The sequence below is a fragment of the Nocardia sp. NPDC024068 genome (genome assembly GCF_040638875.1).
GTDB lineage: Bacteria > Actinomycetota > Actinomycetes > Mycobacteriales > Mycobacteriaceae > Nocardia.
Map to the genome: position 1 here is coordinate 1 of NZ_JBEZYU010000037.1, position 25,112 is coordinate 25,112.

Annotated in this window: 21 protein-coding genes; 9 read left to right on the top strand and 12 right to left on the bottom strand. The window is 67.2% G+C overall.

All coding sequences use genetic code 11. From position 1 onward, the window contains the following. Nucleotides 1-120: 120 nt before the first annotated feature. Complete coding sequence (gene clpB / locus AB0F41_RS22755) at nt 121-2,679, bottom strand: ATP-dependent chaperone ClpB (RefSeq protein ID WP_357426912.1); 2,559 nt, start codon at nt 2,677-2,679, stop codon at nt 121-123. A 334-nt stretch (nt 2,680-3,013) separates the two neighbouring features. Here clpB and AB0F41_RS22760 point away from each other — a divergent pair, with 334 nt between their 5' ends. Both AB0F41_RS22760 and AB0F41_RS22765 read left to right on the top strand, forming a co-directional pair. Continuing rightward, nucleotides 3,014-4,171: a globin domain-containing protein gene (locus tag AB0F41_RS22760; protein ID WP_357426914.1), complete on the top strand. Its 1,158-nt coding sequence runs from the start codon at nt 3,014-3,016 to the stop codon at nt 4,169-4,171. 49 nt (nt 4,172-4,220) lie between these two features. After that, entirely contained in the window at nt 4,221-5,003 is a 783-nt protein-coding gene (locus AB0F41_RS22765) for an FAD-binding oxidoreductase (protein ID WP_357426916.1), read from the top strand. 22 nt (nt 5,004-5,025) lie between these two features. Here AB0F41_RS22765 and AB0F41_RS22770 read toward each other — a convergent pair whose 3' ends face one another. The 3 genes from AB0F41_RS22770 to AB0F41_RS22780 are packed head-to-tail and all read right to left on the bottom strand — an operon-like array spanning nt 5,026 to nt 6,735. Beyond that, nucleotides 5,026-5,859 carry a helix-turn-helix transcriptional regulator gene (locus tag AB0F41_RS22770; protein ID WP_357426918.1) on the bottom strand — a complete coding sequence of 278 codons (834 nt, stop codon included), beginning with the start codon at nt 5,857-5,859 and terminating at the stop codon, nt 5,026-5,028. Continuing rightward, nucleotides 5,856-6,374 carry a DUF6879 family protein gene (locus tag AB0F41_RS22775; protein WP_357426920.1) on the bottom strand — a complete coding sequence of 173 codons (519 nt, stop codon included), beginning with the start codon at nt 6,372-6,374 and terminating at the stop codon, nt 5,856-5,858. Before AB0F41_RS22775 ends, AB0F41_RS22770 begins: the two co-directional genes overlap by 4 nt. Beyond that, complete coding sequence (locus AB0F41_RS22780) at nt 6,355-6,735, bottom strand: hypothetical protein (RefSeq protein WP_357426922.1); 381 nt, start codon at nt 6,733-6,735, stop codon at nt 6,355-6,357. Before AB0F41_RS22780 ends, AB0F41_RS22775 begins: the two co-directional genes overlap by 20 nt. Nucleotides 6,736-6,904: 169 nt before the next feature. On the opposite strand from AB0F41_RS22780, the gene AB0F41_RS22785 reads away from it, so the two are divergent. Further along, entirely contained in the window at nt 6,905-7,147 is a 243-nt protein-coding gene (locus AB0F41_RS22785; RefSeq protein ID WP_357426924.1) for a hypothetical protein, read from the top strand. 131 nt (nt 7,148-7,278) lie between these two features. On the opposite strand, the gene AB0F41_RS22790 is transcribed toward AB0F41_RS22785, so the two are convergent. The 4 genes from AB0F41_RS22790 to dnaK are packed head-to-tail and all read right to left on the bottom strand — an operon-like array spanning nt 7,279 to nt 11,458. Continuing rightward, nucleotides 7,279-7,692, bottom strand: coding sequence for a helix-turn-helix transcriptional regulator (locus AB0F41_RS22790; RefSeq protein ID WP_357426926.1), 414 nt, complete (start codon nt 7,690-7,692; stop codon nt 7,279-7,281). Next, nucleotides 7,692-8,864 carry a molecular chaperone DnaJ gene (gene dnaJ / locus AB0F41_RS22795; protein ID WP_357426928.1) on the bottom strand — a complete coding sequence of 391 codons (1,173 nt, stop codon included), beginning with the start codon at nt 8,862-8,864 and terminating at the stop codon, nt 7,692-7,694. Before dnaJ ends, AB0F41_RS22790 begins: the two co-directional genes overlap by 1 nt. Before the next feature lie 27 nt (nt 8,865-8,891). Continuing rightward, the gene (gene grpE, locus AB0F41_RS22800) at nt 8,892-9,614 is read right to left on the bottom strand and encodes a nucleotide exchange factor GrpE (protein ID WP_357426930.1); all 723 of its coding nucleotides are present in this window, start codon (nt 9,612-9,614) and stop codon (nt 8,892-8,894) included. Then, nucleotides 9,611-11,458, bottom strand: coding sequence for a molecular chaperone DnaK (gene dnaK / locus AB0F41_RS22805; protein WP_357426932.1), 1,848 nt, complete (start codon nt 11,456-11,458; stop codon nt 9,611-9,613). The genes grpE and dnaK overlap by 4 nt, the downstream gene beginning before the upstream one ends. Before the next feature lie 493 nt (nt 11,459-11,951). Here dnaK and AB0F41_RS22810 point away from each other — a divergent pair, with 493 nt between their 5' ends. The 3 genes from AB0F41_RS22810 (at nt 11,952) to AB0F41_RS22820 (ending at nt 16,120) form a co-directional block, all read left to right on the top strand. Further along, on the top strand, nt 11,952-13,289 hold the full coding sequence (locus AB0F41_RS22810; RefSeq protein ID WP_357426934.1) for a hypothetical protein: 1,338 nt from the start codon (nt 11,952-11,954) through the stop codon (nt 13,287-13,289). 143 nt (nt 13,290-13,432) lie between these two features. Then, nucleotides 13,433-14,788: a S1 family peptidase gene (locus tag AB0F41_RS22815; RefSeq protein WP_357426936.1), complete on the top strand. Its 1,356-nt coding sequence runs from the start codon at nt 13,433-13,435 to the stop codon at nt 14,786-14,788. A gap of 24 nt (nt 14,789-14,812) precedes the next feature. Continuing rightward, nucleotides 14,813-16,120 carry a S1 family peptidase gene (locus AB0F41_RS22820; RefSeq protein WP_357426938.1) on the top strand — a complete coding sequence of 436 codons (1,308 nt, stop codon included), beginning with the start codon at nt 14,813-14,815 and terminating at the stop codon, nt 16,118-16,120. Between the two features lie 473 nt (nt 16,121-16,593). Here the strand turns inward: AB0F41_RS22820 and AB0F41_RS22825 are convergent, their stop codons facing one another. Then, nucleotides 16,594-17,424: a hypothetical protein gene (locus AB0F41_RS22825; protein ID WP_357426940.1), complete on the bottom strand. Its 831-nt coding sequence runs from the start codon at nt 17,422-17,424 to the stop codon at nt 16,594-16,596. Nucleotides 17,425-17,871: 447 nt separating this feature from the next. Between AB0F41_RS22825 and AB0F41_RS22830 the strand changes: the two genes are divergently transcribed. Beyond that, nucleotides 17,872-21,162: a (Fe-S)-binding protein gene (locus tag AB0F41_RS22830; protein ID WP_357426942.1), complete on the top strand. Its 3,291-nt coding sequence runs from the start codon at nt 17,872-17,874 to the stop codon at nt 21,160-21,162. A gap of 219 nt (nt 21,163-21,381) precedes the next feature. Here the strand turns inward: AB0F41_RS22830 and AB0F41_RS22835 are convergent, their stop codons facing one another. Next, the gene (locus tag AB0F41_RS22835; protein WP_357426944.1) at nt 21,382-21,813 is read right to left on the bottom strand and encodes a PPOX class F420-dependent oxidoreductase; all 432 of its coding nucleotides are present in this window, start codon (nt 21,811-21,813) and stop codon (nt 21,382-21,384) included. 109 nt (nt 21,814-21,922) lie between these two features. On the opposite strand from AB0F41_RS22835, the gene AB0F41_RS22840 reads away from it, so the two are divergent. After that, on the top strand, nt 21,923-22,177 hold the full coding sequence (locus tag AB0F41_RS22840) for a hypothetical protein (RefSeq protein WP_357426946.1): 255 nt from the start codon (nt 21,923-21,925) through the stop codon (nt 22,175-22,177). 41 nt (nt 22,178-22,218) lie between these two features. Next, nucleotides 22,219-22,575 (top strand): Uma2 family endonuclease, encoded by a 357-nt coding sequence (locus AB0F41_RS22845; RefSeq protein ID WP_357426948.1) that lies wholly within the window; start codon nt 22,219-22,221, stop codon nt 22,573-22,575. Nucleotides 22,576-22,684: 109 nt separating this feature from the next. Here AB0F41_RS22845 and AB0F41_RS22850 read toward each other — a convergent pair whose 3' ends face one another. Together AB0F41_RS22850 and AB0F41_RS22855 are read right to left on the bottom strand one after the other, a co-directional pair. Then, on the bottom strand, nt 22,685-23,830 hold the full coding sequence (locus AB0F41_RS22850) for an acyl-CoA dehydrogenase family protein (RefSeq protein WP_357426950.1): 1,146 nt from the start codon (nt 23,828-23,830) through the stop codon (nt 22,685-22,687). Then, nucleotides 23,830-25,062, bottom strand: coding sequence for an acyl-CoA dehydrogenase family protein (locus tag AB0F41_RS22855; protein WP_357426952.1), 1,233 nt, complete (start codon nt 25,060-25,062; stop codon nt 23,830-23,832). The genes AB0F41_RS22850 and AB0F41_RS22855 overlap by 1 nt, the downstream gene beginning before the upstream one ends. Nucleotides 25,063-25,112 lie beyond the last annotated feature (50 nt).

A 25,112-nucleotide genomic window follows, 5' to 3' on the forward strand; every position in this document is an offset into this window, starting at 1 on the left:
AATGGTTCCGCCCCGCTTCTGCTTCCCCCCCACCACTGCCTGGTGGCGAAGCCACGAGTCTCGAGGGCTGACAGCAGACGCCAAGAGGGCCGAACCCCGCGCGGCGAAGCCGCGCCAAAATTACAACCCCGCCACCACCAGCCGGTCGCCGTCCGGGGACACACCCACCTCGACCGTGTCGCCGTCGGTGATCTTGCCGGCCAGCAGTTCCTTGGCCAGGGTGTCGCCGATCGACTGCTGGATCAGCCGCCGCAGCGGGCGGGCCCCGTACACGGGGTCGTAGCCGCGCACCGCCAGCCAGAACCGGGCCGAATCGCTGACTTCCAGGGTGAGCCGCCGCTGCGCCAGCCGGCGCTGCAGCTGGTCGAGCTGGATATCCACCACGTGCGCGAGCTGGTCCTCGTCCAGGGCGTCGAACATCACCACATCGTCGAGCCGGTTCAGGAACTCCGGTTTGAAGGCGGCGCGGACCGCGTTCATGACGAACTCCGGATCAGCTCCGGCGCCCAGATTCGAGGTCAGGATCAGGATGGTGTTGCGGAAATCCACCGTCCGCCCCTGACCGTCGGTCAGCCTGCCCTCGTCGAGAACGGCGAGCAGGATATCGAATACATCCGGATGCGCCTTCTCGATCTCGTCGAACAGCACCACGGTGTAGGGCCGCCGCCGCACGGCTTCGGTGAGCTGGCCGCCCTGGTCGTAGCCGACGTATCCGGGCGGGGCGCCGACCAGGCGCGCGACCGCGTGTTTCTCGCTGTACTCGCTCATATCGATGCGAACCATCGCCCGTTCGTCGTCGAACAGGAAATCCGCCAGCGCCTTGGCCAGCTCCGTCTTACCCACACCCGTGGGCCCGACGAACAGGAACGAGCCGGTGGGGCGGTTCGGGTCCGCGACTCCGGCGCGGGCGCGCCGCACCGCATCGGACACCGCCTGCACCGCGGCGCGCTGCCCGACCACCCGGCGGCCCAGTTCGGCCTCCATCCGCAGCAGTTTCTCGGTCTCGCCCTCGAGCAGCCGGCCCACCGGGATATGGGTCCACGCCGAGATCACCTCGGCGATATCGTCCGGGCCGACCTCCTCCTTGAGCATCACTTCGCCGTCGGCCGCCGCCCCGGAGACCCGTTCGGCTTCGGCGAGGTCCTTCTCCAATGCCGGGATCCGGCCGTAGCGCAGTTCGGCTGCCTTACCCAGATCGCCGTCACGTTCGGCGCGGTCGGATTCCCCGCGCAGCCCCTCGAGCTGTTCCTTGAGAATCCGGACCTGGTCGATCGCGGTCTTCTCGTTCTGCCAGCGGGTGGTGAGCTGGTTGAGCTTCTCCCGATCGTCGGCGAGTTCGGCGCGCAGTTTCTCCAACCGCAGTTTGGACGCCTCGTCGGTTTCCTTGGAGAGTGCCACCTCCTCGATCTCGAGCCGGCGCACCGCGCGCTCCACCTCGTCGATCTCCACCGGCCGCGAGTCGATCTCCATCCGCAGCCGCGACGCCGATTCGTCCACCAGGTCGATGGCCTTGTCGGGGAGGAACCGGGAGGTGATGTAGCGGTCGGAGAGGGTGGCCGCGGCCACCAGTGCGGAGTCGGTGATCCGCACGCCGTGGTGCACCTCGTAGCGCTCCTTGATACCGCGCAGGATTCCGACAGTGTCCTCCACGGTGGGTTCACCTACCAGCACCTGCTGGAAGCGGCGTTCCAGGGCCGCGTCCTTCTCGATGTGCTGCCGGTACTCCTCGAGCGTGGTCGCACCGACGAGCCGCAGTTCACCGCGGGCCAGCATCGGCTTGATCATATTGCCGGCGTCCATGGCCGATTCGCCGGTCGCGCCGGCCCCGACGATGGTGTGCAGTTCGTCGATGAAGGTGATGATCTGCCCGGCGCTGGACTTGATCTCCTCGAGCACGGCCTTGAGCCGTTCCTCGAACTCACCACGGTATTTCGCGCCCGCCACCATGGCGCCGAGATCGAGCGAGACGACGGACTTGCCGCGCAGTGATTCCGGGACATCGCCCGCGATGATGCGCTGGGCCAGGCCCTCGACGATCGCGGTCTTACCCACACCGGGCTCACCGATGAGAACCGGATTGTTCTTGGTGCGCCGGGAGAGCACCTGTACGACGCGGCGGATCTCGGTATCCCGTCCGATCACCGGATCGAGTTTGCCCGCGCGCGCGGCATCGGTGAGATCTGTGGAGTACTTCTCGAGCGCCTGATAGCTGCCCTCGGGATCGGGGCTGCTGACCCGGGCGTTGCCGCGTACCGCGGTGAACGCCTCGCGCAGCGCGGCGGCCGTCGCCCCGTATTTCTGGAGCAGCATCGTGATATCGGTATCGCCGTCGGCGAGGCCGACCATCACATGCTCGGTGGAGACGTATTCGTCGCCGAGTTCGGTGGCCAGATGCTGGGCCGCGGTGATCGCGGCCAGCGCTTCCCGGCCGAGCTGGGGTGTGGTGGTGGCGCCGGACGCGCGCGGGAGCCGGTCGACGATGTCCTGCGCCTCGCGCCGCACGGTCGCCGGATCGGTGCCCACGGCCTCCAGCAGCGGGCCGGCGATTCCGTCGGTCTGGTCCAGCAGCGCCACCAGCAGATGGGCCGGCCGGATCTCGGGGTTTCCGGCGGCCGAGGCGGCCTGCAGCGCGGCGGTCAGCGCGGCCTGAGTCTTGGTGGTGGGGTTGAACGAGTCCACGAAGCACCTTCCTGCTAGTCGATATCTCCTCCGGCAACCGCACCCGCTTGCGGGGACTCGTGCCGTTCTGCCCGTTTCAACGTCCGAAAGGTTGAGTCTGTTCCGCTCAAGTTTGAAATTTTTCGCGCCCTGAGCCCACCCACCGGTAGCCGGAAAAATGCCGGATCACGGCGCGCAGCCCAGGCGCGATACCCGCGAACAAGATCACTCAAACCCGGTATCCGTATTTCACATCCACCATCATCACAATTTTCGGGGATACTGGTCGAGTGAAGGACGGCCGGTAACGGGTACGTCCCTTCGGGCAGATTTCAGGGAAAGGAAGCTCCACGCCGTGGATGCGCGTTCGGCAGCGCTGGTCCGCGCCAATTTCCAGTCGGTGCTCGACACTCCGGCTGGACCCGAGCGGTTGGTCAGCGCGTTTTATGGTCACCTGTTCGCGGAGAACCCGCGGCTGCGAGAACTGTTCCCTCCGGCGATGGAGATGCAGGCGAAGCGGCTGGCCACCGCTATCCAGTACATGCTCGACCATCTGGAGGACTGGGACCGTGCGCAGAAGTTCCTCGAACAACTCGCCCGCGACCACCGCAAGTACGGCGTCGAAGCCGCGCACTACGACCTGGCCGGTCCGGCGCTCTACGCCGCCTTCCAGAGCTACAACGGCCCCTACTGGACCAGAGAACTCGCCGAGGGCTGGCGAGATGTCTGTCTGCTGATCTCGGCCGCCATGGCGATCGGCGCCAATTCCGACGACGCCCCGCCCTACTGGGAAGCGACCGTCGTCGGCCACCGGCATGTCCTCGACGATCTGGCCATCGTCCGGCTGCAATCCGACGACCCGATCCCCTACCTGGCCGGGCAGTACGTCCCGGTCTCGGTACCGCAGCGCCCGCGGATGTGGCGCTACCTGTCCCCGGCCATCCCGTCGAACCCGTACGGCGAGATCGAATTCCACGTCCGCAAGGTCCGCGGCGGCTGGGTGAGTCCCTCCATCGTCGGCGAAACCAAGGTCGGCGACCGCTGGCTCATCGGCGGCCCGCTCGGCGGCCTGCAGGTGGACCCGGATCGCGGCAGCGATGTGCTCATGATCGGCTCCGGCACCGGAGTCGCCCCGCTGCGGGCCCAGCTGATCGAGATGGGCCGGCGCGGTATCAACCCGCGGGTGCACTTCTTCATCGGCGGGGTCTACCCGTGCGACCTGTACGACGTGGAGAACATGTGGCAGCTCTCGCAGAGCAACCCGTGGCTCACCGTGGTCCCGGTCTGCGAGCACAAGACCAACCCGTGGTGGTACCCGCATCCCACCGAGGACGCGCCCTACGGGATGCACCGGCGGCTCGTCGGCAATCTCGGCGCGGTGGTCGCCAGTTTCGGCGCATGGGAGGATCGGCAGATCCAGATCGCCGGTTCGGCGACGATGATCGCCGACACCCGGCGCGCGCTGCTCGCGGTGGGCACGCCGGAAGAGATCATCAGCACCGACCCGGTGTGATCCGGTACCCGCACCGTTCACCAGGCCCCGAAAGGGTTGAGGCCCGCGTATGACCAACGACCCCCGCGTGTCCCGCGATCACTCGTCCCGGCAGGCATATTGGATGGCCGATGTCGTCGAACACCATCGGCTGCGCCACGATCTGGCGGTGATCCGGCTGATCGGCGACTACGTGCCGTTCACCGCGGGACAGTCCGTGGAGGTCGAGGTCCCGCAGTTCCCGGGGATGCGGCGCCGATTCTCCCCCGCCCTGCCCCCTTCGATGGACGGCAAGATGGAGTTCCATGTGCGCACGGTCGCGGGCGGCTGGTGCAGCGGCGGGATCGTCGCCGATACCGCCGTCGGCGACCGGTGGAAACTCTCCGCACCCCAGGGCATGTTCACCGTCGACCCCGACGGGGACGAGGTGGTGATGATCGCCGGCGGCACCGGACTGGCCCCGCTGCGCTCTCAGATCCTCGAACTGGCACGGCATCCCGAACCGCCCGCCACGTATCTCTTCTTCGGCGGCTTCTCCCCCCGCGACCTGTACGCCGGCGATATGCTCGTCATCCTCGGCCACAGCCTCCCCTGGCTGACCGTCGTCCCGGTAGTGGAACGGCTCGAGGACCCGTCCTGGCCCGACCAATGGCACGAAAGACACCGCGTGGATATCGGATTCGACGAGGACGACCTGATCCAGGGCACCCTCGCCGACGTGGTCGGCTCCCACGGATCCTTCGGCCGCCACCAGGTCCTGGTCTGCGGCTCCCCCGCCATGACCCGCTCCACGGTCGAACGCCTCCTCGACACCGGAACCCCACCCGAACGCATCCAATTCGAAGGCGCGTGAGGGCCGGCGACGACGTCGCGTATCACGAGCGCCGGTCCAGGGCCGCCCGGATCAGTCGCCGGGCAGGTTCCCCGGTCACCGCCTGACCCGCCATTGTCTCGAACGCTCTTCCGTAGAGCGCTATCTCGCGCGGCTGAGAGATCGTCAGTTCGGCTGTCATGGCCTCGACCATCACCCGCCGATTGTCGAACATGACGAAATTCGTTGTTTGCATCGGAAGTTCCGCGAGGGCGGGGACGATCCCGAATGTGACGCGGGAGAGTCCCATCACGGCCAGCAGCCGATCCAGCTGGCCGGCCATCACCGAGTCGTTCCCCACTGTCGTGTACAGGGCTTGCTCCCCGATGAGGATGTGGAACCTGCGGTCGCCCTTGTACAGCAGTTGTTGCCGTTCCATGCGCTTTGCGACACCGGCCTCCAGATCATCGGATATCCGGTGGAAGTCGATGGATCGGCGCAGCATGGCCTGGGCGTACTCGGCGGTTTGCAGTATGCCCGGGACTAGTGAGGGTTGATAGATACGCATGATCGCGGTCTGTTCCGCGAGCTTCAGCGACAGCTGTTGCCTCCGGCGGGTCCCCGCGTAGAGAACGCGCCTCCATTCCAGATATGCGTGCTCGATATTCCGGGCAGTCGCGATGAGATCGGCTTCTTGACCAGTCGCATCGGTCAGTACACACCAGAGTTTGATGTCGGCTTCGGTGGGCTTGGTCTTGCCGTATTCGATCTTCGACACTCGGGTTTGGTGCCAGCCCGCCTGCCGAGCCAGTTCGCTTCCGCTCAGCCCCGACGCCAGGCGAAGCTCCCGGAGCCTGCCGCCGAGCACCTCGCGTTGTTGCTGGACCGAGTCGGTCACCGGTCGATGTAGTCCGCGTAGGGGATCGCGATTTCCCAGAGTCGATCTCTTACTCCGCCGCAGTACGCGGCAATCCCCGGATCCGTGGTGACTGCCGCGCCGACGGGCTTGCCGTCGTGGTCGGTGAGGTTGAATCCGACCAAGCGATCGTCGAAGAGCCAGAAATCATCCGGAGGAACCGTCCCGGCAGCGTGCCGGGGTAGGTATCGGATATCTTCGCCGGCCTCCACATTGCCGCCGGTGACCGACAGCAACCAACGCTGGTAGTCACTGTGCGGCACGGTTACTACGCGTACCCGGCTCACGCCGACGCCCCGGCCCGCCGTTTGCCGGACAAGGTCGATCCATGGCCTGGACAGAAACCGGTCCTTCTCGATCTGCGCACCATCGAGGAATCGCCGAAATGGATCGGACTCGCTCGGCACCGCGTAGGTGTCTCGGACCTCCAAGTGGAAGGCCGAGCGTTTCGCTTGCCGAAACAATTCGGGCCAAGGGTTACCCTGTCTCAACTCCACCGTAGAAAGTTCTCCGCTTCTTCGGCACCTCAACAGCCGCTTCGTGCTCGGCGATGGTCAACTGAGCCAACATCTCAGGGTCGGTTACCGGTGTTCCATCGAGCCGGAAGGTTCCCCGGCCGGTATCGGTCATGGTCGCGCCGATATACATCTCGGGTTCAGCGAACCCGGTAAGCAGATGGGGTATCTCCACAGTCTCGGGGCGAGTTGTCCTCCACCCCTGCACAAGATAGCTCCCGCGGTCGGTTGCATAGAGCGTGGGGCAATCACCATCTGCTGACCCACCGCGTCCCAAGAAACTCACTCGCATGATGCCCCCAGCCTTCGAGTCAAGTGCAACTATGCCGATCCGATAGTTCATGATTTCACGATTTGATCCCAGCTGCCTGCGATCAAGACAACTTGGCTTAGTTCGGCATACATCTGGATTCCGAGGTCGCTCCATCTCTACGTTCTGATCGGCCGCCGCGTCGGGTGCCAACCCAACCCCGACGCGGCGAGCAATCCATCGACTCGGCCAAGGGGTGGTCATGCTGTTCTCGGTGCAGGTCAGTTGTTTTGGAACACAGTGGCTCATCTACGCGCCCGCTTTCGGGGTGCAACGGATCGTCGCGGACAAGAAGTCGATCCGCTCGGAAGCGCGCGAGATGATCGCCCGGTGTGGTGCGGCACCTCGCGAGTTCGAGGTCGAGTTGGAACTGGGGAGGGTTGTGGATAAGTCAGAGTTCCGTCTGCTATCCGAATCGCCCCGGAACGGCGACGATGAGCCCTGACGTGGTCCACGGCGGCGTCGCGACCCGGGCCCAGCCGGCGGCCACCCCCTTCGCGAGAAGTACTCGAACGATGGAAACCCCGCGGAAAACATTCGCGGGGTTTCCATCGAGCGTGCGCCGGGACCGGCCGGCTACCTTCTCCGGTTGCGGGGTTGCCAGACGACCAGAGCGGTATTGCGCTGGGGCGGCAGCAGTTCCGGGCGGTAGTCCGGGCGGCTGCGCTCCCGCTCCAAGGCCGCGGAGAGTTCCACTACCCGCTGCTGGAGCTCCGACACCTGGTTGGTGAGTTCGATGATCCGTTTGATTCCGGCGAGATTGACGCCCTCGTCCTGGGACAACCGCTGCACTTCGCGCAGTAGTTCCACGTCCCGTTCCGAATAGCGCCGACCGCCACCCGATGTGCGCTGCGGGGTGACCAGGCCCAGCCGGTCGTAGGTACGCAACGTCTGCGCGTGCATACCGGCCAGCTGGGCGGCCACCGAGATGACGAAATATTCGGCACGCGCCGAACTGCCCTCGGGTGCCCGTTTCGGATCAGTGGACATCACGCACCTGCCCATCCAGCTCTCGGATCGAAGCCGCTGGCCTTCTCCGCCTCCTGTAGCGCGCGCAATGCGGCCACGGCGTCGTCGTCCAGCTTCGGCGGCACGGCGACCTTCACGGTGACCAGCAGATCACCGGCTCCGCCACCACGTTTGGGAACCCCGCGACCGCGCACCCGCAGGATGCGGCCGTCCGCGGTGCCCGGTGGCACCTTCACGCCGACCCGGCCCTCCAGGGTGGGCACCGATACGGTCGTGCCGAGCACCAATTCACTGTAACTGACCGGTAGTGCCAGTGTGAGGTCATCGCCGGCCCGGCCGAAGACCTTGTCCTGGCCGACGCGCACCGTGACGAACAGGTCACCCGAGGGTGCGCCCCGCAGTCCGGCCTCGCCCTGCCCGGCCAGCCGGATGCGCTGACCGTCGGAGATACCCGGGGGAATCCGGACATTGATGGTGCGGGTGCGGTTCTGGATACCGCTGCCCTGGCAGTCCACGCACGGATCATCGATGATCGACCCGGTGCCGCGGCAATCGTCGCAGGGTTCGCTGAAACCGAACGCGCCCTGGTTGCGGCTCACCACACCGCTGCCGTTGCAGATCGGGCACACCCGCGGGCTGGTGCCCGGCTTCGCACCGCTGCCGTGACAGGTGGTGCAGGGGGACGGGCTGGTCAGGTGCAACGGCACGGTGACACCCTTGGCCGCCTCGCGGAAACCGAGGGTCGTCTCGGCCTCCACATCGGCGCCGCGTCGCGGCCGCTGACCGGTCCGCGCGCCCCCGCCGCCCCGGTTGAACAGACCACCGAAGAGATCGCCGAGGCCGCCGTCGGCCGCGGCACCGGCGCCCTGCCCGAAGAGGTCGCCCAGGTCGAAGCTCTGGGAGAACCCGCCACCGCCGCCGGGAGCGAAGCCGCCGCCCCGGCCGTATCCGCCACCCGCGAACAGGCGGCGGGTCTCGTCGTATTCGGCGCGTTTGGCCGAATCAGACAGCACGGTATGGGCCTCGCTGACGGCCTTGAACCGTTCCTCGGCCTGGGCGTCACCCGGATTGGCGTCCGGGTGCAGATCACGGGCGAGCTTGCGGTACGCCTTCTTGATCTCGTCGGTCGAGGCGTTGGAGGAGACACCCAGCTCCTTGTAGAAGTCCTTTTCGATCCACTCCCGCTGGCTCACCGAGCGTCTCCTCCTCTCGCACTATCGTCAATTACCGGAGCCGGCATCAGCATCCGATGCCTCCGCCCCGGCGGTGGCCGCCGCGGTGCCGGGGTCCGGCGCGGTATCGCCCACACCGTCGGTGACCCCGACCAGCGCGTGCCGTAGCACCCGCTCGCCGAACCGGTAGCCCTTGCGCATCACCACACCGATCACCGGATCGTGCCCGGCGCCTTCGTGCTGGACGGCCTCGTGCAGATTCGGGTCGAAGGGCTCGCCCTCGGATCCGAACTCCTCGAGTCCCTGTTTGCGCAGCGCCTCGGCCAGCTTGTCGGCCACCGACCGCAGCGGCCCGGTCTCCAGATCACCGTGCGCGCGGGCACGATCCAGATCGTCGAGCACACCGAGCAGTTCGTTGACCACTCCCGCTTTGGCGTTGTCGATCGCGGTTTTGCGATCGCGCTCGACCCGGCGCCGGTAGTTGGTGTATTCCGCCGTCAGTCGCTGCAGATCAGCGGTCCGCTCGGCGAGTTCGTCCGCGGGGGACGCGGCCGGAGCCTCCGCCGATGCCGCGTCGGCGGCGTCTTCGTCGAGTCCGGCCTGCGGCGCCTGCGGGGCGACACCTTCCTCGCCCCCGGCCGGGGCGGCACCTTTGGCCGCCCCGCCCTGTTCACGGACCTCACCGGTTTCCGGATCGATCTTGCGTTTGTCGACGAAGCTCACCGGCTCCGATGCCTCTCCCGACTTGTCGTTGTTTCCCGTATTCGTCACTTCTTCTCCGTGTCGACCGGATCGTCCACGACCTCGGCGTCGACCACTTGGTCGTCACCGGAGTCGGCGGCGGCACCGTTACCGGAAGCCGCGCCTTCCTGCGCCTGGGCCTCGTAGATCGCCTGACCGAGCGCCTGCGATTCGGTGGCCAGCTTCTCCACCGCGGCCTTCACCGCGGCGGTATCGGTGCCCTTGAGCGCCTCGTTGGCCTCCGCGATCGCGGCCTCGACCTTGGTCTTCACATCGGCCGGGACCTTGTCCTCGTTGTCGGCGATGAACTTCTCGGTCTGGTGTACCAGCGATTCGGCCTGGTTACGGGTCTCGGCTTCCTCACGGCGTGCCTTGTCCTCGGCGGCGTGCGCCTCGGCGTCCTTGACCATCCGGTCGATCTCTTCCTTGGACAGACCGGAGCCGTCCTGGATCTTGATCGTGTTCTCTTTACCGGTGCCCTTGTCCTTCGCGGTCACATGCACGATGCCGTTGGCGTCGATATCGAAGGTGACCTCGATCTGCGGCACACCGCGCGGGGCCGGCGGGATACCGGTCAGCTCGAAGGAGCCGAGCAGTTTGTTGTGCGCGGCGATCTCACGCTCACCCTGGAACACCTGGATCTGCACCGACGGCTGGTTGTCGTTGGCCGTGGTGAAGGTTTCCGAACGCTTGGTCGGAATGGTGGTGTTGCGCTCGATGAGGTTGGTCATCACGCCGCCCTTGGTCTCGATACCCAGCGACAGCGGGGTCACGTCGAGCAGCAGGACGTCCTTGACCTCACCCTTGAGCACACCGGCCTGCAGGGCGGCACCGACGGCGACGACCTCGTCCGGGTTCACGCCCTTGTTGGGCTCCTTGCCACCGGTCAGTTCCTTGACCAGCTCGGAGACCGCGGGCATACGGGTGGAGCCACCGACGAGTACGACATGGTCGATATCGGCGACCTTGATCCCGGCGTCCTTGACCACGGACTGGAACGGCGCACGGGTGCGGTCGAGCAGGTCCGAGGTGATCTTCTGGAACTCCGAGCGGGTGAGCTGCTCGTCGAGGAACAGCGGGTTCTTCTCAGCGTCGACCGTGATGTAGGGCAGGTTGATCGAGGTGCTCTGCGAGGAGCTCAGCTCGATCTTGGCCTTCTCGGCGGCCTCACGCAGCCGCTGCATGGCCATCTTGTCCTTGGTCAGGTCGATACCCGAGCTCGACTTGAACTTGTCGACCAGCCACTGCACGACCCGCTCGTCCCAGTCGTCACCACCGAGGTGGTTGTCACCGGAGGTGGCGCGGACCTCGACGACGCCTTCGCCGATTTCCAGCAGCGAGACGTCGAAGGTGCCGCCACCGAGGTCGAAGACCAGGATGGTCTGTTCCTTGTCGCCCTTGTCCAGGCCGTAGGCCAGGGCGGCCGCGGTGGGCTCGTTGACGATGCGCAGGACGTTCAGCCCGGCGATCTGCCCGGCCTCTTTGGTGGCCTGGCGCTGGGCGTCCTCGAAGTAGGCGGGGACGGTGATCACCGCGTCGGTGATCTCCTCGCCCAGGTAGGACTCGGCATCGCGCTTCAGCTTCATCAGCGTGCGCGCGCTGATCTCCTGCGAGGTGTACTTCTTGTCGTCGATCTCCACGGTCCAGTCGGTGCCGATATGGCGTTTCACCGAACGGATCGTGCGGTCGACGTTGGTCACGGCCTGGTTCTTGGCCGGCTGCCCGACCAGTACTTCGCCGTTCTTCGCGAACGCGACGACAGAGGGCGTAGTGCGAGAACCCTCGGAGTTGGCGACGACGACCGGCTCACCACCTTCGAGAACGGCGACGACCGAGTTCGTGGTCCCGAGGTCGATTCCGACCGCACGAGCCATTTGTTCCTCCTCATTTTTCGACTGCTTGTGTCTGCACGGGCCTGTCCGCCCACGTACGCCGGGCTCCGGGGGAGCCACGGCGTTCCGGACCAGCCCCAGGCACGGCATAGAGCACGGCCCCAGCAATACTGAGCGTGGTCGGCTCAATCCTGCCCGCCTACCGGCGAGCCGTCAAGTCAAACTTGAGCCGAGTTCACTCAACATTGTCGAACAGCTCAACCCAGGGCTCCGGCGAACTATTCCCACGCCCCCTGCGACCGGGCCCGCACCAGTCTTCCCGCGATCGCCGCGGCGAACCCCGCCGCAACGACATCGTGACCCAGCTGTGCCGTGCCCGGCACCCGCGCACCGTCCCGCCCGGATCCCCGCCGGTGCCGAATCGGAGTTATTGTCAATGCTCCGCCCGTGGTGACCCGGCGCCCGCCGCCGGGCCGGTCACGGGCGAACCCGTGTCGCGGTTGTTGGACGAGTACGTCGAAGCGAGGATCCGAGGATGGCCACTGGGGTGGGCCTGCACATCGCGGAACACGTGTGCGCCGCAGCGGTCGTCGGCGACGGCGCAGATCCGTATTTCATCCTCCGGGAACCCGTTCTGCACATGTCCGACGACGGCGACGCCGTCCTGGGCGGTACGCACGCGCCACCCGACCACACCCATACGATCACCGGCTTCGTCGCCGCGGTGGGCGATCCCGCCGGCGTGGTGGTGGACGACGGCGAGGCCTTCCGCGGCGAGGACCTGCTGGCCACCGCGCTGTTCTGCCTGATCAACCTGACCGCCGAATATCTGCACGGCGCGGCCGAGTTCTACGCCACCCATCCGGCCGGCTGGCCGGTCGCGCAGGTACTGGCGCTGCGCGGCGCCCTGGACTACCTGGGCCTGAAAACGGTCACCCTGATCAGCGAAGACGACCTACCGGCCCCGCCCGCGGGCCTCACCACGGCCGAGAGGGGCAGCTACTTCGCGGAGAGCGCCGGCCGGGCCGCGCTCGCCGTTGTCCTCGACACCCCCGCCGGGGCCACCCCTCCCGATCCCACGACCGCGGAGAACTCTTTTCTCGACACGATCGTCATGCCCAAACTGCGCGGTGGAGATACCCCGGCCAAGGCGTATTCGGCGATCTCACCGGCCATGGACCCGGAGGCCACCTACGGCGGACCGAGCCTCGGTGTACTGGCCGCCGGGCTGGGCGTCCCCGCCGCGGAACGCCCGGCGACGAGCGCCCCGGCCGCCGCCGTCCCCGCCGTCGCTCCCGCCACCGGCAGCCGCAGGGTCGCGGCAAAGGCCGCGGCACCCGAGCCCCCCGCGCGCCCCGTCGCCGACAGGAGCGTCCGCCGCACCGCGGGCCTGGTCGCCGCCGCCGCGCTGGGCGGTGTCGTGATCGGCGCCGTCGGTGTCGCGGTCCTGCTGGGCCGCGGATCCGCCGAGCCGGGCACCCCGCCCGCCCCCACGACCACCGAAACGCCCGCCGCGTCGCCGGTCCCCCCGCCCGTCCTGCCGCAGCCATTGGCGCCGCCGCCGGTGGAACCGACCTACGAACTCGAGCCGACCTATGAGCCGGAACCGACCTACGCCGAGCCGCCGCCTCCGCCGGTGACCGTCACTCCCACCCCGGTGCCCACCACCACCGGCACCCCCGACGCCACTCGGACCCCGGGCCCGACGCTCACCGAACCGACCACCGGGACCGAAACCCCCACCACGAAAACCCGACCGTCGAACGGTTTCGAGTTCTTCCCGTTTCCGATGCCATTTCCCACCGACGAGAACCCCGAAATGGACCTTCCAGACACCGGATCCAAGGAAGGCCGTCAAGAGGAAGCCAGATAGCGTTTTGTGCCATAGAGTGTTCGCCTGACCGGTGTATTCCGGCCACCCCGGCACCCGGTCACTGCTCGAGGAAACCTGCGCGCCAACGGATTCAATCCCGTGGCCGCGGAATATCTGGCACAAAGTGCCTACGAAGGGACTCCATGCGCAAGTCGGTGGCGCGTCGCGCCGCGGTCAAGGCTGCCGTCATCAGCTCGACCGTCCTCCTGGCTCCTCTGTTCGGTGCGACGTCGGCGACGGCGGCCCCCGCACCGGAACAGCTCAGAGCCGAGGATCTTCCGGCCGAACTCGTCGAAGCGCTGTCCCGCGATCTGAATATGACTCCGACCGAATACCTGGACCGGTCGGCCCGAGCCCAGCAGTTGCAGACCTACGCGAGCGATTTCCGCACCGAACGTCCCGATGTGTTCGCGGGCGCGTGGCTGAACCCCGAGGGAAAGCCGGTCGTCGCCGTCACCTCGCCGGACGCCGCCAAGGTGGCCAGCGCCGACGGCTACCAGACCCGGCTGGCCCCGGTTTCGGCTGCCGCGCTGGAAACCTCGCTGACGCAACTGAACCAATGGGTCGCCGGGCAGCCCCGGGATATCTCGCAGGTGATCAATTCGATCGCCATCGACTTCCTCAACAGCCAGCTGGTCGTGAATGTCGCCAATACGCCGCTGGCTCATATGCTCAATCTGCCGACGCTGATCGCCAACATCAAAGTCGTCCTTTCTCCGGACGCCGGCGGCCCTGTCGAACGTCATCCCATGGGCGGCGATACCTACATCAGCGCCCCCGGCCCGCTGGACGACGCCGAATTGCGCAGTGTGGATGTCTGCTCGTTCGGCTTCAACAGTGTGGACGCCGCCGGAAACGCGCTGAATATCAGCGCCGGGCACTGCAACCCCAATCTCGACAAGGGCGACGAACGGGCTTCGGTCTACGGCCCCAATGTCCGCAATATCCCGGCGAGCCCGCAGCTGGGCACCTTCGTGCAGTCGGAACTCGGCGGCCCCAGCACCCTCGACTATTCGGTGATCCAGCTGAACGAGCGGGCGGTCGGCGCGGGTATGGACCAGCCCTCGGTCCGCGGCGCCAACGGCACCACCCTGAACATCACCGGCACCGCCGACCCGGTGACCGGTGCGCCGGTCTGCAAGTCCGGGCAGTCCTCCACCTTCACCTGCGGCTTCGTGGTCGCCGACCGGGTGGAGACCCAGCTGTTCACCACCGAGGGCGAGGCCAAGACGGTCCGCGGTTTCGCGAGCTCGGCCTGCACCCTGGGCGGGGACAGCGGCGGGGCCATCGTCACCGGCACCCTGGCACTCGGTATCACCAGCGGATCGAACGCCGCCGACGCACCCGATTGCGAAAAGGCCAACATCGCGATGGCCCAGTACGGCGGCACCGCCACGCTGGGTATTCCGATCCGCGCGATCCTCGCGCAGGCCGATGCGGCCTCCGGCGGCGGCGTCGGCAGCGGCATCAGCGTACGAACCAGGCCGAACGCCGGATGAGCCCGATATAGTCTCTGCATGCTCATGCCACGCATTGGGAAACGGCGAGAGTCGCCGACCAGAAACCGACTGCACCGCGCCGCGATTGCCGCTTCGGCGGCCGTGCTGCTTTTCGGCCCCACCGCGGTCTCCTCGGCCGCCCCCGAACCCGCTCCCGGCCTGCCCGGCGATCTCGTCGCCGCGCTGCAGCGCGATCTGCACATCTCCCCGGAGGAGTACCTGGCCCGCGCCGATACCGCCCAGCAGGTGGCGGCGTTCGCCACCACCGCCCAGCGGCAGTTCCCGCAGGTCTTCGCGGGTTCCTGGCTCGACGAACAGGGCAAGGGCGTGGTGGCCCTGGCCCCCGGCCCCGGTGCCGACGAAGCGCGCGGCGCGGCCGAGTCCAGCGGTTTCGTGGTCCGCAACGTCGCCAAGAGCGAATCGACCCTGCGCGGCGAGAAGAGCGCATTCGAGCGCTGGCTCGACGGACAGCCCGCGGCAGTGTCCGCGCTGGTTCGCGGCGTCGTGATCGATACCGTCAACAACAGCATCGCGGTGCGGGTCGACAAGGCCGGGCTGCCGATGCCGAACTTCATCGATCCGGCGCGGGTCATCGTGATGGCCCCGCCGGTCGCCGCGGAGACCCTGCCGCAGGCGGCGGCGGTCGCCGAGGCCGGCACCGTCGGCCTCGGTGGCGGTGACGGGTTCGCGTCCATCGCCGGGGACAGCTCGCTGCGCTGCTCCTTCGGATTCAACGGCATCGGCCCGGCCGGTAACGTCGTGAACATCACCGCCGGACACTGCAACCCCAACCTCGAGAACGTCGGCGCGGCCACCGTGCACGAATCGCTGGGCGGCAACAAGGTCGGCCCGAAGATCGCCACCTTCCAGAAGTCGGTGCTGGGCAACCAGGACTACTCGATCCTGGATATCGAGGACGGCGCCGCCGGCCGCTTCGAGAACAACCAGGTCAAGGTTCCGGCCGCCGCGCCGGTGCCGATCGAGGGCGTGGCCGCCCCGGTCGTGGGCGCTCCGGTCTGCAAGTCCGGTTCGCGGACCGGCTTCAGCTGCGGTGTGGTGAACGCCGTGGATCAGACCGTCCAGGTCGGCGATCGTCAGCTCACCCAGAGCTTCTCCGCCAATATCTGCGCCCTCCCCGGCGACAGCGGCGGCCCGATCGTGACCGGCCGCATGGCGCTGGGTATCTCCAGCGCCTCCTCGGTGGCCGACTACCCGATCTGCGAGATCCCCAACCTGCTGGGCGTGCTCACCGGTAACGCCCCGCAACTGTTCGCGCAGCCGGTGAGCGTAGTGCTCTCCGACAACCCGGGACTGCGCATCCGCACGAGCTAGCCATCGCCCGCCCTCCGTTCGACGCGGAGGGCGGCGGGGCCGGGCCCATCCGCACGGAACGGGTCGCACGGCATCGAGCAGACCAGAAGGGCCGGCAGCACAGCTGCCGGCCCTTCTGGCTGCCCGTAGGACATTCCCCCAGCCCCGGGCATACCCCGGGGAGGCATCTGCGCTCACGGGCCGAATGCGCGCCCCTCCGCGGCACCACCGGATCACTGACCACGGGTCCGCCGTCGAGGGTGATCGTCGCCGGAATCCGCCCCGCTCGGGCGAGCGAGAAACACGGCCTGGTCCCGGATGCGGCGGTGACCTACCGCTACGACCGCAAGGTCTGGAACGCCGCAACGGCCGGAACGCGAAAGAGGCGGTCACGGTCCGGAGTTCACTCCGAGACCGTGACCGCCTCTCACGATGCGATCCGCGGCTTGCGCGGTCTCGCCCCGCAGTGTGCGGCAGGCGGGACCGATCGGCCGTTACTTGGGCGCTTCTACTTCCGCTTCCGCCTTGGCGGGCTCGGTCTGGGGCTGTCCACCGTTGGCCCATTTGCTGGCACCGGCCGGCGCCTGCAGGGTGTTGACCAGCTCGACACCGGCCCCGATCAGCGTCGGTCCGCCGACGGCGATCGTGCCGATGATGCCGCCGATACCGGCGCCCGGGATGCAGCCCAGTGCCGGGATCACGACACAGCCGACCACGAAGCCGACAGCGGTACCGATGAAGCCGCCGATGGCGGTGGCCAGGCCGAAGTTGCTGGAGAACTCGCTGATCGCCATCTGGTTCTCGGCCGGGGAAGCGATCGGCTTCACGACCTGCGGCATGGCGACCGGCTGCAGGACGGTGTCCTGCGCGCCCGCCGGAACACCGGCCGGCTGCTCCGGGGTGATCTCGAGGACTGCGCCGTCCTTCTTCACCTCGGAGGCCACCGGGATCTCGACGCCGTTGGCGGTGAACTCCAGCGGCATCGAGGCCACCAGGGCTCCGGCCTTGTCCTTGATCTCGACGACCTTCTGGACGTCTGCCTTATCGGCTTCCGCCGTGGCGCCCTCCGCGATGGGTTCCCCTGCCGCCTCCCCCGCGACGGGTTCTTCCTGCGAGGTGCCGGGCTCCTGCGCGGCGATTTCCTTCTCGACGATGGAGAAGGTTCCGCCGTTGATCGTGGCGACCACTGTCTTTTCCAGCAACTGAACGGCGTAGTTGACCGTTTCCTTCGGCGCTGCCGCCGGTTGCGCATGAGCTGTGCTGAAGCCCATAGCGAGCGAGCCGGTGACCAGTGCTGCGATCACGGCGGATCTCGGGAGTGTCATCCAATTCCAATCGGGTGTCCGAGGTCACATCTCAACGCGAGGGGGTCAACATAGAACCGACCCGGAAATCCTCCCCGAGCGTTATGAGATGTCACGCTTCCTGATAGATCGGGCTGAGCGTAATCGAATGCACTGTCAAAAGGCGAGATTCGTTTCCCAAGCGTAAGAAACGGCACGGGTAAGCCTGGCCTTATCACGGTGCGCGACAGCGGGCCCTTTACGGTGTTGATCAGGTCGTTCCGTTATGGACGAACAACTGAACACAGTGATGTTGATCACGCCACGATCGTCGCGAAAAACCCAGGCAGACGGGCCGCAGCCTGCCGGCGATCGTACAGTGGACACCAGTAGTTACTGGCGAGTAACTTACTGGCGGTTACGATACGAGCCGGACGGGTACTGCTCAGTTCTCCGTACCTCGTGTTGCTTCGAAAGAAAGGTCGCGACATGAATGCCCTGACAGTGACGCTGGGCACCCTGGGAGCGGCGCTCAGCCTGCTGTGTTGGGCGTCGTTCTTCGGCGGCGTCCGGGATATCGTCCGGTCGATCATGCTGGGCCAGTCCGCCCCGGACCGCTGGCGACCGTTCTTCCCGCGTTTCAAGCAGATGCTCGTGGAGTTCCTGGCGCACACCCGGATGAACAAATTCCGGACGGTCGGCTGGGCCCACTGGCTCGTGATGATCGGCTTCATCGGCGGCGCCATCCTCTGGTTCGAGGCGTATGGCCAGACCTTCGATCCGGCCTTCCACTGGCCGCTCATCGGCAACACCGTGCTCTACCACCTGTGGGACGAGATCCTCGGTATCGGCACCGTTGTCGGCATCGGGACGCTGATCGTCATCCGGCAGCTGAACCATCCGCGGGTCCCGGAGCGACTCTCCCGTTTCAGCGGTTCCGCCTTCGGCCCGGCCTACGTGATCGAGGCGATCGTGCTCCTCGAGGGCCTGGGCATGGTCTTCGTGAAGGCCGGCAAGATCGCGACCTACGGCCACGCCAACGGCGCGACCGATTTCTTCACCATGCGGGTGGCCGAACTGCTGCCCGCCAGCCCGACCATGGTGTCGATCTTCGCCTTCATCAAGCTGATGTCCGGTATGGCATTCCTCTACCTGGTCGGCCGCAACATCACCTGGGGCGTGGCCTGGCACCGGTTCTCGGCCTTCCCGAACATCTACTTCAAGCGTGAAGACGACGGTGGCGTCGCCCTCGGCGCGGCCAAGCCGATGATGTCGAAGGGTCGCGCCCTCGATATGGAGAACGTCGATCCGGACACCGATACCCTCGGCGCCGGCCGGATCGAGGACTTCTCCTGGAAGGGCTGGCTGGATTTCACCACCTGCACCGAATGCGGCCGGTGCCAGTCGCAGTGCCCCGCCTGGAACACCGGTAAACCGCTGTCGCCCAAGCTGCTGATCATGTCGCTGCGCGACCACGGCCGTGCCAAGGCGCCGTACCTGCTGGCCGGTGGCAGCCGGGATGCGGGCGGCGACGAGATCGGCCTGGTCGACAGCGAGGGCAAGCCGGACGAGGCGAAACTGGCCCGGATCTCCGAGGCCGCCCGCGCCGAGTCGGAGCGCCCGCTGGTCGGCGACGCCGAGGTTCAGGGCATCATCGACCCCGAGGTGCTGTGGTCGTGCACCTCCTGCGGCGCCTGCGTCGAGCAGTGCCCGGTGGATATCGAACATGTCGACCACATCATCGATATGCGCCGCTACCAGGTGCTCATCGAATCGGAGTTCCCGTCCGAGCTCGCGGGTCTGTTCAAGAACCTGGAGAACAAGGGCAATCCGTGGGGCCAGAACGCCAAGGACCGGCTCAACTGGATCAACGAGATGGATTTCGACATCCCGGTGTTCGGTAAGGACGCCGACAGCTTCGACGGCTATGAATACCTGTTCTGGGTGGGCTGCGCCGGTGCCTACGAGGACCGCGCGAAAAAGACCACCAAGGCCGTCGCCGAACTGCTGGCGACCGCGGGTGTGAAGTACATGGTCCTCGGCCAGGAGGAAACCTGCACCGGTGACTCCGCCCGGCGCGCGGGTAACGAATTCCTGTTCCAGCAGCTCGCGATGCAGAACATCGAAGTCCTGAATTCGGTGTTCGAGGGTGTGGAGCAGAAAAAGAAGAAGATCGTCGTCACCTGTGCGCACTGCTTCAATGCGCTCAACAACGAATACCCCCAGGTGGGCGGTAACTACGAGGTGGTGCACCACACGCAGCTGCTGAACCGGCTGGTGCGCGGTAAACAGCTCGTTCCGGTGGCCCCGGTCTCGCAGAACGTCACCTATCACGACCCCTGCTTCCTGGGCCGGCACAACAAGGTCTACAACGCGCCGCGTGAACTGATGGCCGCCTCCGGCTCGACTCTGGTGGAGATGCCCCGGCACGGCGAACGGTCCATGTGCTGCGGCGCCGGTGGCGCCCGGATGTGGATGGAAGAGCAGCTCGGCAAGCGCATCAATATCGACCGCGTGGACGAGGCGCTGACCACCTCGCCCGCAAAGATCGCAACCGGCTGCCCCTTCTGCCGCGTCATGCTCACCGACGGTGTGACGGCCCGCCAGGAATCGGGTCAGGGTGAGGGTGTCGAGGTCGTCGACGTCGCACAGCTGATGCTGGATTCGATCGAACGGGTCGACCCGTCGAAGCTGACCGAGAACCTCACGGTCATCCAGGAACCGAAAGCCGAACCCGAACCGGAAGTCGAATCGGAGCCCGAACCCGAACCTGTCGCCGAGGCCGCGCCCGCCGCGGAGAAGGCGGCGCCGAAGGGTGGCGGCCTGGCCATGAAGGGCCCGGCGAAGGCACCCGGTAAAGGTCTGGGCATGAAGGGCGCCGCGAAGGCACCCGGAGCGAAGGCACCCGGCGGCGAGGCGAAAGCCCCCACTGCCGAGGGCGAGACCGCCACTCCCGCCCCTGCCAAGGGCCTCGGTATGAAGGGCGCCGCCAAAGCGCCCGGCGGTAAGGGTCTGGCCATGAAGGGCGCGGCCAAGGCGCCCGGCGCGAAGGCCGAATCCGCGCCCGCCGAAACCGCTCCGGCCGAATCGGGCGAAGCCAAGGCGGCTCCCCCGGTGAAGGGTCTGGGCATGAAGGGCGCCGCCAAGGCGCCCGGCGGTAAGGGTCTCGCCATGAAAGGTGCCGGAAAGGCGCCCGGAGCGAAGGCACCTGCCGCCGAGCCGGAAACCGAGCCGGCGGCGACCGCGGAAGCGGAAGCGACCGCGAGTGCCGCTCCGACCGAAACCAAGCCCACGGTCGCGGCCAAGGGTCTGGCCATGAAGTCCGGCTTCAAACGCCCCGGCCCGAAAGCGCCGGGGGCCAGGCCCGCTGCCGAGTCGGCTTCTGCGGAGGCCCCCGCATCCGCAGACTCGGATGTCACCGATTCCGCTCCGGCGGAAGCCGAAGCACCGGCCCCCGCGCCCGCTCAGGAGAGCAAGCCGTCGAAGCCGGCCAAGGGTCTGGCGATGAAGTCCGGGTTCAAACGTCCGGGCCCGAAGGCTCCGGGTGCCGAGGCCGCGGCGGAGCCGGCCCCGGCGACCGAACCCGAGCCGGCCGAGGCAGTCGAGGAGGCGACCCCGGAGGTCACCGCCGAGACCGCGCCGGAAACGACCAGCGAGACCGATACGTCCGGTAACGGAAACGGCTCCGCCGGCAACGATTCCGGGGCTACCCCGCCGCAGGCGAAACCAGGGGCACTCGGCTTCAAATCCGGCGCGAAGGCACCGGGTCGTAAGAGCTGACGAACACCCGATCGGACACGAGCAGGGCCCGGCGATCGAATCGCCGGGCCCTGCTCGTGTCTCCGGGTCTCGCACCGGAAGGTGCGGGCCGGACCCGTGCCGCGCCTGTATCCGGACCACGCCGGTCCGCCACCGGAACCGACGGAGTGGCAGTGGGCAGCGGTGCCGAACGTGCTCTCCCGACGGCGGCTCCCGCTCCGGGCGCTCCGGTCGTCCCGTTCAACGCAGGGCGGCGCCGTACACCCGATCAACGGACAACGCCATCAGGACCCGGCGATCGGAGACCATCACCGACCGGTACTCATCCCAGTCAGGGTGCTCCCCGGCGGCCGCACGGTAGTAGTCCACCAGCGCCTCGACCTCCGGACCGTGCGGATCGGTGCCGGGGCCGGTCAAGGTCACCGACCCCTCCGCGGTCGCCCAGGCCCAGCCGTCGGCCCGGGTCACCTCCAGCGCCGCCCGCGGGTCACGGCGCAGGTTCACGGTCTTGGCGCGGCCCTCGGTCATGGAGACATAGATGATCTCGGCGGCGCGGTCGTAGTAGGGCGTGACCGGTGACAGCTGCGGCAGCCCGTCGGATTTGATGGTGGCGAGGACGCCGAGGCGACTCTCGCTCAGCAAGGTGCGGGGGTCGAACTGTGTGTCCGTCATACCGTGGTCCAAGTCGCGTCCGCCGATCGCTATTCCGTCGCCGGCGGACGCCGAGAGGCAAACCCGGTACAGCCTCGAAACGGATCGGAACCGGGCATATCATGTCGGCATGTCGCTGCCGAACAGTGATCGCCCGGACCTGCCCGAGTCCATGTCATGGGAGGAACTCGAGCAGCTACCCGAGGAGGTCGCCGGCCAGATCGAACTGTGGGACGGCCGGGTGGTCTGGGTACGTCGCGGACCGAGCGAACACCAGACCTTCAGTCGTCGTCTGACCAACGCGTTCGAGCGCAATGCCCGGAAGACGATGGCAGACCAACCCGACAGCTGCTGGAGGGTCGAAGCCGAAACCAATGTTTCCTGAACAGCCACGGTAAGTCGAATTTCCTGACACCCGATTTTCTCGTGTTCCGTTGCTTGTCTTCGCCCTTCCAGGATGTCCGGGCCACCGACACCCGCTTGGTCGGCGAAGTTCTGTCACCGAGCAATACGCAATCGGATATGGAAGCAAAGAAAGCACGATACGCGGGCGCGGGGATCCCCTGGTACTGGCAGGTGAGTTTGGCTGGGGCAGAAAGTGCCATAGCCACGATCCGAGCCTATGGCCTGGAGACCGACTCCGGACCGCTCCCCGATGGCGTGCGGCCGCTACGTCAAGCCAATTACATCCTGGCCGGTGAATGGACCCCCGCCGACCCGGACGGCGTCCATATCGACTTCCCGTTCCCGATCACCATCCCATGGACCGAACTGGAGTACTGAAGCACGGACCGGGCCGCGCGGTGATCCCCCTCTGTCGAGCCACCGCACGGCCCGGCGCGGGTTTTCGCGCACCCCACTCGGGCACGGGTGAGTGGGGTGCGCATTCCGATCAGGAGTTCGTCAACGCGATATAGCGTGCGAGATGATCGGAGCTGGAACCGAATTCGTATTCGATGGCGGTGAGCCGCTTGAAGTAGTGGCCGATGGCCAATTCCTCGGTCATACCCATCGCGCCGTGCAGTTGCACCGATTCCTGGCCGATGAGACGGGTCGCGCGGCCGATGGTGACCTTGGCCGCCGAGATGGCACGGGCGCGTTCGGCTGGTTCGGCCTCGAGCGCGTAGGCCGCGAGGTACGCGGCGGCAACGCTCTGCTCGAGTTCGATGAGCATATCGACCATACGGTGCTGTAGTGCCTGGAAACTGCTGATCGACACCCCGAACTGCTGGCGCTGTTTGGTGTATTCGACGGTGTCGTCGAGCACTTTGCGCATCAGGCCGACGGCTTCGGAGGCGACCGCGGCGATGGCGTCGTCCACGGTCGCGTCGATCACCGGCCAGGCCCGGCCTTCCGCGCCGAGCAGCGCGTCGGCTGGGACGCGGAAGCCGGTGAGGGTGAGGTCGGCGGCCACTCGGTCGTCGATGGTGCGATACCGGTGCACCTCGACTCCGGCGGGCGGCGCGGACGGGTCGAATTCCAGTAGGAACAGCGATATTCCGTCGTGATCGCGGCGCTCGCCGGAGGTACGCGCGGAGATGATCAGATGGGTGGCGATGGGCAGGCTCGTCACCACGATCTTGGCGCCGTCGAGTACCCAGTCCGCGCCGTCACGCCGCGCGGTGACCGAGACATCGTGGCGCACTTCGCCGGAGCCGGGTTCGAGCGCGGCGAAGGCGATTCGCGCGGCGCCCTCGGTGATCCGCGACAGCAACGCCTGCGCGCCCTCGCCGCCGGACCTGCGCAGCAGACCGCCGCCGACCACCACGGTGTCGAGATACGGTTCCACGACCAGGGCCCGCCCGAGTTCCTCGGCGATGATCATGCCCTCGACGGGACCCCCGCCGGAGCCGCCGGCGGTCTCGGGCAGGGTGAGGCCGAGGACGTCCAGTTCGGCCAGCCCCCGCCAGATCTCCGGCTGCCAGCCCGCGCCGGTCTTGACGGCGCTCCGGCTGTTCTCGAGGTCGTACCGGGCAGCGAGAAAACCGGCGACAGCGTCGCGCAGCATCTGCTGCTCATCGGTGAAGGTGAAGTCCATCAGAGCCCCAATGCTGCCTTGGCGAGGATATTTCGCTGAATTTCGTTGCTACCGGCGTAGATCGATCCGGCGCGGTCGTTGAAGTAGCGCAGCGGCGCCACGGCCTGCCAGTCGGCGCCGCTGAGGTAGCCGTCGGACGGCGGGGTGTATTCGGCGATCGGACCGCCCGGCGCGGTGGCGTGCGGCTGGTAGACGCGGCCGCGCGGACCGGCCGCGGTGAGCGCGAGCTCGGTGAGCTGCTGGCTCAGTTCGGTGGACAGGATCTTCAGCATCGACGACGACGTCCCCAGATCCTTGCCCTGCGCCATCGCGGCCAGGGTCCGGAACTCGAGCACCTCGAGCACCTCGGTGCGGATCCGGGCGTCGGCCAGCTGCGCCGCGAAATGCGGATCGGCGCTGAGCGGGTTGCCGTCGCGGCCGGGCTGGGTCGCCGCGGCCGTCGCGATGTTCTCGGCGATGGCCTGCAGCGCGGGCGCCATGGCGCCGCCGCCGCGCTCGTGGACCAGCAGGTATTTCGCGACGGTCCAGCCGTCGTCGATCCGCCCGAGCACATTGCTCTGGGGGACCCGCACATTATCGAAGAAGATCTGGTTCTGGACCTGCTCGCCCGAACTCATCACCAGCGGCCGGATCTCGATACCCGGGGCGGTCATATCCATCAGCAGGAAGGTGATGCCCTGCTGTTTCTTACCCTCGCGGGAGGTCCGGACCAGGGAGAAGATCCAGTTCGCCTCGGTGGCGTGGGTGGTCCAGATCTTGCTGCCGGAGCAGACGAAATCTTCGCCGTCGGCGACGGCGGACATGTTCAGGGCGGCGAGATCGGACCCGGCCTCCGGTTCGGAGTAGCCCTGGCAGAAGAAGACCTCCCCGGTGAGGATGCGCGGCAGGAAGTACTTCTTCTGCTCCTCGGTGCCGAAGGCGATCAGCGCCGGGGCGACCATCCGGATGCCCATCGGCGAGAGCGCCGGGGCGCCCGCCAGGGTGAGTTCGCGGCTGAAGATGTAGTGCTGAGTGAGCGACCATTCACAGCCGCCCCATTCGACCGGCCAGTGCGGCGCCGCCCAGCCCCGCTCGTGCAGGATGCGCTGCCATTCCAGGCTTGCCTCGTGGTCGGAGTAGACACTCGTCATCAACCGGCCCGCGGTGCTGATCTCGGGCGTCAGCTTTTCGGCCAGGAATGCCCGTACCTCGTCTCGGAAGGCCTTGTCGGCCTCCGACCAGTCGTAATCCATACACGCTCCCGAAGGCTTCATGCGTCGTCGCAGCAGGTCCGGCGACTACC

What these genes read in the sequence shown, in the direction of transcription:
- AB0F41_RS22765 (WP_357426916.1), top strand. Translation starts at nt 4,221, where the DNA reads ATGACCAACGACCCCCGCGTGTCCCGCGATCACTCGTCCCGGCAGGCA.
- AB0F41_RS22780 (WP_357426922.1), bottom strand. Translation starts at nt 6,735, where the DNA reads ATGAACTATCGGATCGGCATAGTTGCACTTGACTCGAAGGCTGGGGGC.
- AB0F41_RS22785 (WP_357426924.1), top strand. Translation starts at nt 6,905, where the DNA reads ATGCTGTTCTCGGTGCAGGTCAGTTGTTTTGGAACACAGTGGCTCATC.
- AB0F41_RS22790 (WP_357426926.1), bottom strand. Translation starts at nt 7,692, where the DNA reads ATGTCCACTGATCCGAAACGGGCACCCGAGGGCAGTTCGGCGCGTGCC.
- dnaK (WP_357426932.1), bottom strand. Translation starts at nt 11,458, where the DNA reads ATGGCTCGTGCGGTCGGAATCGACCTCGGGACCACGAACTCGGTCGTC.
- AB0F41_RS22810 (WP_357426934.1), top strand. Translation starts at nt 11,952, where the DNA reads ATGGCCACTGGGGTGGGCCTGCACATCGCGGAACACGTGTGCGCCGCA.
- AB0F41_RS22815 (WP_357426936.1), top strand. Translation starts at nt 13,433, where the DNA reads ATGCGCAAGTCGGTGGCGCGTCGCGCCGCGGTCAAGGCTGCCGTCATC.
- AB0F41_RS22820 (WP_357426938.1), top strand. Translation starts at nt 14,813, where the DNA reads ATGCCACGCATTGGGAAACGGCGAGAGTCGCCGACCAGAAACCGACTG.
- AB0F41_RS22825 (WP_357426940.1), bottom strand. Translation starts at nt 17,424, where the DNA reads ATGACACTCCCGAGATCCGCCGTGATCGCAGCACTGGTCACCGGCTCG.
- AB0F41_RS22830 (WP_357426942.1), top strand. Translation starts at nt 17,872, where the DNA reads ATGAATGCCCTGACAGTGACGCTGGGCACCCTGGGAGCGGCGCTCAGC.
- AB0F41_RS22835 (WP_357426944.1), bottom strand. Translation starts at nt 21,813, where the DNA reads ATGACGGACACACAGTTCGACCCCCGCACCTTGCTGAGCGAGAGTCGC.
- AB0F41_RS22840 (WP_357426946.1), top strand. Translation starts at nt 21,923, where the DNA reads ATGTCGCTGCCGAACAGTGATCGCCCGGACCTGCCCGAGTCCATGTCA.
- AB0F41_RS22850 (WP_357426950.1), bottom strand. Translation starts at nt 23,830, where the DNA reads ATGGACTTCACCTTCACCGATGAGCAGCAGATGCTGCGCGACGCTGTC.
- AB0F41_RS22855 (WP_357426952.1), bottom strand. Translation starts at nt 25,062, where the DNA reads ATGGATTACGACTGGTCGGAGGCCGACAAGGCCTTCCGAGACGAGGTA.